This window comes from Mesorhizobium sp. M0296, from assembly GCF_040321675.1.
In the GTDB taxonomy this organism is placed as follows: Bacteria; Pseudomonadota; Alphaproteobacteria; order Rhizobiales; family Rhizobiaceae; genus Mesorhizobium.
Window position 1 is genome coordinate 204,678 of record NZ_JAMYRZ010000007.1, and the last position, 6,908, is coordinate 211,585.

The following is a 6,908-nucleotide window of genomic DNA, read 5'->3' on the forward strand; positions in this document are numbered from 1 at the left end:
AGCTTCCGGGAGCGAACCCGCCTCCCGGTCGAATGCGACCGAACAGCAAACAATTCCATGCTATGCTGGCGAGCCATCAAACGGACGGCGGGGATAGCAATGTTGGAAACGGACAAGGTATTCGCCGGCTCAATTCCGGAAAACTACGACCGCTATATGGTGCCGTTGATTTTCGAGCCGTTCGCCGCAGATCTTGCACGACGGGCAGCGTCCTTGTCGCCAAGCGCCGTTCTGGAAACCGCCGCGGGCACCGGGGTTGTCACCCGCGCATTGGCGCCAAAACTGTCGCCCGGTGCAAGCTATGTCGTAACCGACCTCAACCAGCCGATGCTCGACTACGCCGCTTCGCGGCAAGCTCCCGACGATCGCATCAAATGGCGTCAGGCTGATGCTCTGGCGCTACCGTTCGAAAATGCGGCATTCGATCTCGTTTGTTGTCAGTTCGGCGCGATGTTCTTTCCCAACCGCTCATCTGCCTATCGCGAAGCCCGGCGAGTCCTGAAGCCCGGAGGACATTTTCTATTCAGCGTATGGGATCGCATCGAAGAGAATGTATTTGCGGACGATGTGACGAATGCCCTGGCGAGGATTTTTCCGAACGATCCGCCGCGCTTTCTGGCACGCACGCCGCATGGCTACCACGATACGGCACTGATCCGTAGCGAGCTGGAGGACGCAGGTTTTTCCGGTGTGGTGATCGAGACGAGAGCCGAACAAAGCCGTGCCTCCTCGCCCCGCGTTCCGGCCGTTGCTTATTGCCAGGGCACTCTCCTTCGCAATGAAATCGAGGCCAGAGAGGCGGGAAAACTGGACGCTGCAACCGACTACGCCGCAGCCGCGATTGCAGACAGGCATGGCAGCGGCGAGGTTGCTGCCAAAATCCAGGCTCACATAGTGGTGGCTGTGGCCTAGGTGTTGGATATCCCGCTCCGGCACTTGCGACATTCAGCTGCCGTGCAGCACACGTCTTGCCGCTATTCCGAATTCCCAGACGATGACCGTTCATTCGCCCAAGTGGAGGTTGACAAGTGCCCGCTCGGTCTGATCGATCGCCGGGGCTTGATGGCGGCGGCTGCCGGCCGCGCGATTCCGGTCGGCCCGGCTTCACTTTGGCAGCCATGGCCGACTCCGCCCAGCAAGGTCTAGTCATTTCGCTTTCTTGACTCGGCCGACAAAAACGGGCAGCAAAGTCATCATTGGAGGGCAGTTTTGCCACCTATGCAGGTTTTGGAGGGCGTTTTTCGGTGTGACCGTCGCCCAATCGGCGGTCGGTAGAGGGATTGGTTAACCAACTTTGTCCATCTTTTGAATCAATCGGCAACAGACGCAAAGCGTGCTGGGGGCACCAGGCGAACTGTGAATGTCACGGCTGCGAAATCCGCTAGCCGGCATCGGCCGATTGAGAGTGGTTGAATGGCGTTTGTAAGTGCGAAAACCCGGGGTGACAGTCCTGCAACTGGATTGACTTCGATGAGGCCCGGCCTGCGCTGGGTCGCGGTTCCGGCCGTCGGCGCAGCCATTGCTTTATGGTCGGTGGCGACTTTGGCCGGCCTTTATTCAGTGGGAACCTCGCTCAGCGCCGCTTCCAACGGTCTCCCGCAAAGCCTGCTCGCGCCGCGCACCATCGCGCTCGCTGATCCTCGCCGCAGCCTTGCAAAGGCGCGGGCCCCGACGTGGGCCGCAGCAAACGCGGCGCTGTCGGCCAAGCCGCTGCAGCACGGGTGCGATGCCAACTGCCTGCGGTCGGCGTCGAACTTCGTCCACCAGGGAAAATCGGCGCGTCTCAAGCGCAATACCGTGCCGATTGTCGCTGATGCGTCGCGGCAATCGAGCTTCGACGACGTGGTCGCCAAGGCCGCGCTGTCGCCGCAAAAGCTTGCCGCCGCCTTTGCCCGTGCCGGCTCACCCGTCATGCTCGCAAGCCTGCCGGCCGACGCCCGGTTCGCCGAGCCGGTACGCATACCCGACCCGAACGGCCCGGCGTCGGTGCGCTTCGGGCCCGCGGTGGCGGAGATCGAACGCTCGTCGCGCCTTGCGCTGGCGCTGGCGAATACATTACCGGAGCAGATGATCGACGTGCTCCCGGCAGCCGTCGCGGCAAGCGAGCCCGCGGCTTCGCAAGAGCCGCAAGAACCTGAGGTCCAACTGGCCTCGCTGCCGCCGCAAGACGACATGCCCGACAGCGTTCCGCTGCCGACGCTGCGTCCGCGGGCGGACATCGATAAGCCGGCCGAGGCGCCGCGGGCTCAAGCGTCAAGAGGTCAGGCGCCAAAAGACCAGGCGCCAAAGGCCCAGGCGCAAAAGGCCCAGGCGCAAAAGGATCAGCCATCGAAAACGGAGCCGCCCAAGGCGCAGGCCTCCAGGACCGCCAAGGCGAGCAAGGTGCAGACGGCCGACGCCCCGCCGGTCGAGACGCCCGGCAGCCTGTCGCCTCGCAATTCGTCACAAGCGGCAGTGCCGGCCGTGTCGGGCAAGCCGGGCAAACGGTCGAAGACGCAGGGCGGCGATATGCTGGCCTATGCCAAGCCCGACATGTCTTCCGGCGGTCTCGGCGGAGCCTTCAGGAACCTGTTCACCACGCCTAACCTGGGCAGCGGCGTCGCCGTCTACGACATCTCGGCCAAGACCGTCTATATGCCCGACGGCTCGCGGCTGGAGGCACATTCGGGATACGGTTCGATGGTCGACCAGCCGCGCTACGTCAACCGCAAGAATGTGGGCCCGACGCCGCCAAACACTTACGATCTGAGGCTGCGCGAATCGCGTTTTCACGGCGTCGAGGCGATTCGGCTCACCCCTGTCGACGGCAAGAACAAGTTTGGCCGCGACGGCCTGCTTGCGCACACCTACATGCTGCGCGGCGGGCGTGCCGAGTCCAATGGTTGCCTCGTTTTCAAGGACTATGCCCGCTTCCTCGCCGCCTACAAGAAAGGCAAGATCAAGCGCCTCGTGGTGGTGCCGCGCCTGTCGAAGCCGCTGACACGCGTCGCCCAAGAGGGGCGAGGGGCTTAGGTCGTTCGCGGCAGTCCTTCATGGCTTCGTCATCCCAGGGCGGAGCGAACGCGAAGCGGAGCGCAGACCCTGGGATCCATGCCGTTACGTCAGCCGAAGAATGCAACGACGCAGATTGAAAGCCGTTCTGTAGCGATCCCTTTCACCTCCTGTCCTTCCCGCATCAAAAAGTCCCGGCCGTTGCAGCGCGGAGAGGTCACGGCATGGATCCCAGGGTCTTCGCGACGTCGCTTCGCGCCTGCTCCGCCCTGGGATGACGAAGCTGGGGAGGTTTGGCCAATCTCGAAGGTTTTCAATCCCGTCCAGGGACAGTATGAGTGGCCGGTGGGGCGGCTCCGGCTTCAAACAATCACGAGGACATCATGACAATACGCGCTGTCGTCTGGGGCGAGAATATTCATGAGCGGACCAACGAGGTGGTCGCGGGCATCTATCCCGAGGGCATGCATGCGACGATCGCCAATGCACTGAAGCTCGACCCGGAGATATCAGTGTCCTGGGCAACGCTGGAGCAGCCGGAGCATGGGCTGCCGGCCGACCGTCTGGCCAAGACCGATGTCTTGCTGTGGTGGGGGCACAAAGACCATGGCGCCGTCGCCGACGAAGTGGTCGAGCGCGTGGCGCGCCGCGTCTGGGAAGGCATGGGGCTGATCGTTCTCCATTCCGGCCATTTCTCGAAAATCTTCAAGAGGCTGATGGGCACGCCCTGCACGCTGAAATGGCGCGAGGCGGGCGAGCGCGAACGGCTTTGGGTGACCAGCCCCAACCACCCTATTGCTGCCGGGATCGGCGAGTATTTCGAGCTCGAGAACGAGGAGATGTATGGCGAGCAGTTCGCCGTGCCGGAGCCGCTGGAGACCGTCTTCATCTCGTGGTTCCAGGGCGGCGAAGTGTTCCGGTCGGGGCTGACCTATCGCCGCGGCGCCGGTAACATCTTCTATTTCAGGCCCGGCCACGAGACCTATCCGACCTATCACGACGCCAACGTCCACAAGGTGCTGCGCAATGCGGTGAGATGGGCGCACAACCCGCAAGGCTCCAATCCGGCCATCCTCGATGCGCCGAACGTGCCGGTGGAAAAGGCGCTCGAGCCGATCGTCGAGCGCGGCGGAAAACTTCATTCCGCGGGCGAAGCCGGCTTTCGCTAGACCAAATCCATGATCGAACAAGAAGATAAAGCCCTGTCCTAAGGATAAGAATCATGCGCCTCTTGATACTCGGCACCGGTTGGATGGCGGAGGAGCACGCCAGGCAGTTCGGCAAGATCGAGGGCGTCGAACTGATCGGCGCCGTCGATCTCGACCGTATGCGTGTCGACAAGTTTTCGGACATCTACGGTATCCCCAACCGGTTCGCGTCGCTGGACGAGGCGCTGGCATGGGGCAAGTTCGACGCGGTCGCGAACGTGACGCCCGATCGCATCCACCATCCGACCACCATGATGCTGATCGCGGCGGGCAAGCCGGTGCTGTGCGAGAAACCGCTGGCCGAAAATTACCAGAAAGCCAGTGAGATGGCCGCTGCCGCCGAGCGGGCCGGCATCATCAACATGGTCAACCTGACCTATCGCAACGTCGCGCCGCTGCAGAGAGCGCGCGCCATGGTGCTGGCAGGCGAGATCGGCACGGTCAGGCATGTTGAGGCGTCCTATCTGCAGAGCTGGCTGGTGTCCAAATTCTGGGGCGACTGGCGCACCGATTCGAAATGGCTGTGGCGGCTGTCGCGCGGCCATGGCTCCAACGGCGTGCTGGGCGACGTCGGTATCCACATCCTCGATTTCGCCAGCTATGGCGCGGCGCTCGACATCGACCATGTGTTCTGCCGCCTGAGATCCTTCGACAAGGCGCCCGAAAACCGCATCGGCGAATACGAGCTCGACGCCAATGACAGTTTCACCATGGCGCTTGATTTCCGCAATGGCGCCTTCGGCGTCGTCCATGCCAGCCGCTGGGCAACCGGCCATCTCAACGAACTCCGCCTGCGCATCTACGGCGACAAGGGCGGCATCGAAGTCGTGCACAATCTGACCGGCTCGGAGCTGAAAGCCTGCATCGGCGAGGATGTCGAGAACGCCAAATGGCAAGTTCTGAATGCCGGAACGGTGCAGACCAACTACCGGCGCTTCGTCGATGCGGTGCGCAACGGCGTCCAGGCCGAACCGTCGTTCCGGCATGCTGCCGAATTGCAGAAGGTCCTGGACCTCGCCGTCGTCTCGGATGAGAAGCGGGCCGAATTGAGCACCGATACGCAGTGATATCGTTCAGGGAATCTTGATAGGAGCCAGCCATGGTCACGCGACGCGCCGAATGTTCCTGCGGTCAGTTGTCAGCCACCTGCTCGGGCGAGCCGGTACGCGTCTCGGTTTGCCATTGCTTGGCCTGCAAGCGACGCACCGGCAGCGCGTTCAGCTTCAACGCGCGGTTTGAGGAAGGTGACGTTTCTGTCCAAGGCCGCTCGGCGGAGTTCACGCGCATTGGCGACGAGGGCGGCCGCGTCATCTACAGCTTCTGCCCGGATTGCGGCACCACCGTCCATTACCGGATCGACGCTCAACCCGGTCTGACCGCCATCCCGGTGGGCGCTTTCGCGGACCCTGCATTCCCGCCGCCCTTCCTGTCCTTCTACCACGAGAGCCGGCGCTGCCAGTGGGTCGAGGTCCGAACCGAACGTTTGGCGACGTTCGGCTGAAGCCGCTGGTCGCCTCCGGCTGACGTTTCAGGATCAAACCCAATCACTCTGAACGACCGAGTTCGACCCGGTCCGACCTTACAAGGCATTTCAGGCGACGAAGTCGATCCATCAACGTGCGTGGCTCGATCGCGCCAAAGGAAGGCGTGTGCGTCGGCTGAGCAAGCTCCGTCACAGTTGCGCTCAAACGGGGCGCGACAAGTGCCGACCATCCAAATTGATCGCTGATGGTTACTACGTGCTGGCCATGCTAGAATTTAGCGTCCTCGACGTGGTGAAAATCGGGGAATTGCGACCGGTTGACGGCGCGGGAGGTCGAAGGACAAACCACGAACAGACCACAGGGAGGAAGCAATGTTTCGGATACCAGTTCATCTTGCATTCTTGACAGCGTCGATTGTTGCCCTGCCATCTTACGCGGCCATGGCCGATGACACACAGATCGCGCGCGGCGAATATCTGGTTACGATTGCCGGCTGCAGCGACTGTCACACATCCGGTTACTTCTTCGGGAAGCCCGACATGTCGCGCTTCCTTGGCGGTTCAGATGTGGGCTTCGAGATTCCTGGTCTTGGTGTCTTTGTCGCCCGCAATATCACGCCTGACAGGGAGACCGGTATCGGAAGCTGGACCCCGGAGCAGATCGTCACCGCGATCCAGACCGGCGAACGGCCGGACGGCCGCATCCTGGCGCCGATCATGCCTTGGCGCGATTTTGCGCATCTCACCGCGGATGACGCCATGGCGATCGCGGCATTCCTCCAAAGTGTGAAGCCGGTCAGCCACCAGGTTCCCGGCCCGTTCAAACCCGGGGAAGCGGTGTCGACCTTCATGATGCGGATTATGCCGCCGGGGGAAGCCGCAGCCGGTGCAACGAAGTAGGGCGGCTTTGATCGGAACGAGATTTTTCGCCGAATAATGGGTGAATGTCCGCCTTGGAGGTGGTGAGGCCGATATCGGAACGGCAGAAATGGGTCGATCGAGCCGTTGCGCGAGGGGAGCTTTTGAGAAGCGCCATGGATGTCGCGATATTGGCGCTACCTACTCGTTCCCGTCGACGAGACGAATGGCAGCATTCCACCGATAGTGTTGAAAAAGTCCGGGTTGCAGCAGTCCTGAAGCACTGATTCAATCTTCGTCGTAAGAGGAGATTGAGTCGATGATGGGCGAGCAAAGTGTGATGCAGGAGGAGCTGTTCTACGGCTTCA

At 62.0% G+C, this 6,908-nt stretch carries 6 protein-coding genes; all 6 read left to right on the plus strand.

The features are described 5' to 3' along the window. Positions 1-99 precede the first annotated feature (99 nt). The 6 genes from NKI97_RS10055 to NKI97_RS10080 all read left to right on the plus strand — a co-directional run bounded on the left by NKI97_RS10055 (position 100) and on the right by NKI97_RS10080 (position 6,582). A complete protein-coding gene (locus tag NKI97_RS10055; RefSeq protein ID WP_352743635.1) occupies positions 100-912 on the plus strand; it encodes a class I SAM-dependent methyltransferase in 813 nt (270 codons plus the stop codon). Between the two features lie 558 nt (positions 913-1,470). Further along, complete coding sequence (locus NKI97_RS10060) at positions 1,471-3,012, plus strand: tlde1 domain-containing protein (protein ID WP_352833826.1); 1,542 nt, start codon at positions 1,471-1,473, stop codon at positions 3,010-3,012. Between the two features lie 362 nt (positions 3,013-3,374). After that, positions 3,375-4,160, plus strand: coding sequence for a ThuA domain-containing protein (locus tag NKI97_RS10065; RefSeq protein ID WP_352833829.1), 786 nt, complete (start codon positions 3,375-3,377; stop codon positions 4,158-4,160). Positions 4,161-4,213: 53 nt separating this feature from the next. Further along, a complete protein-coding gene (locus tag NKI97_RS10070; protein ID WP_352833832.1) occupies positions 4,214-5,266 on the plus strand; it encodes a Gfo/Idh/MocA family protein in 1,053 nt (350 codons plus the stop codon). Positions 5,267-5,298: 32 nt separating this feature from the next. Further along, the gene (locus NKI97_RS10075) at positions 5,299-5,700 is read left to right on the plus strand and encodes a GFA family protein (protein ID WP_352833835.1); all 402 of its coding nucleotides are present in this window, start codon (positions 5,299-5,301) and stop codon (positions 5,698-5,700) included. 354 nt (positions 5,701-6,054) lie between these two features. Further along, positions 6,055-6,582: a c-type cytochrome gene (locus NKI97_RS10080; protein WP_352833837.1), complete on the plus strand. Its 528-nt coding sequence runs from the start codon at positions 6,055-6,057 to the stop codon at positions 6,580-6,582. Positions 6,583-6,908: the final 326 nt, after the last annotated feature.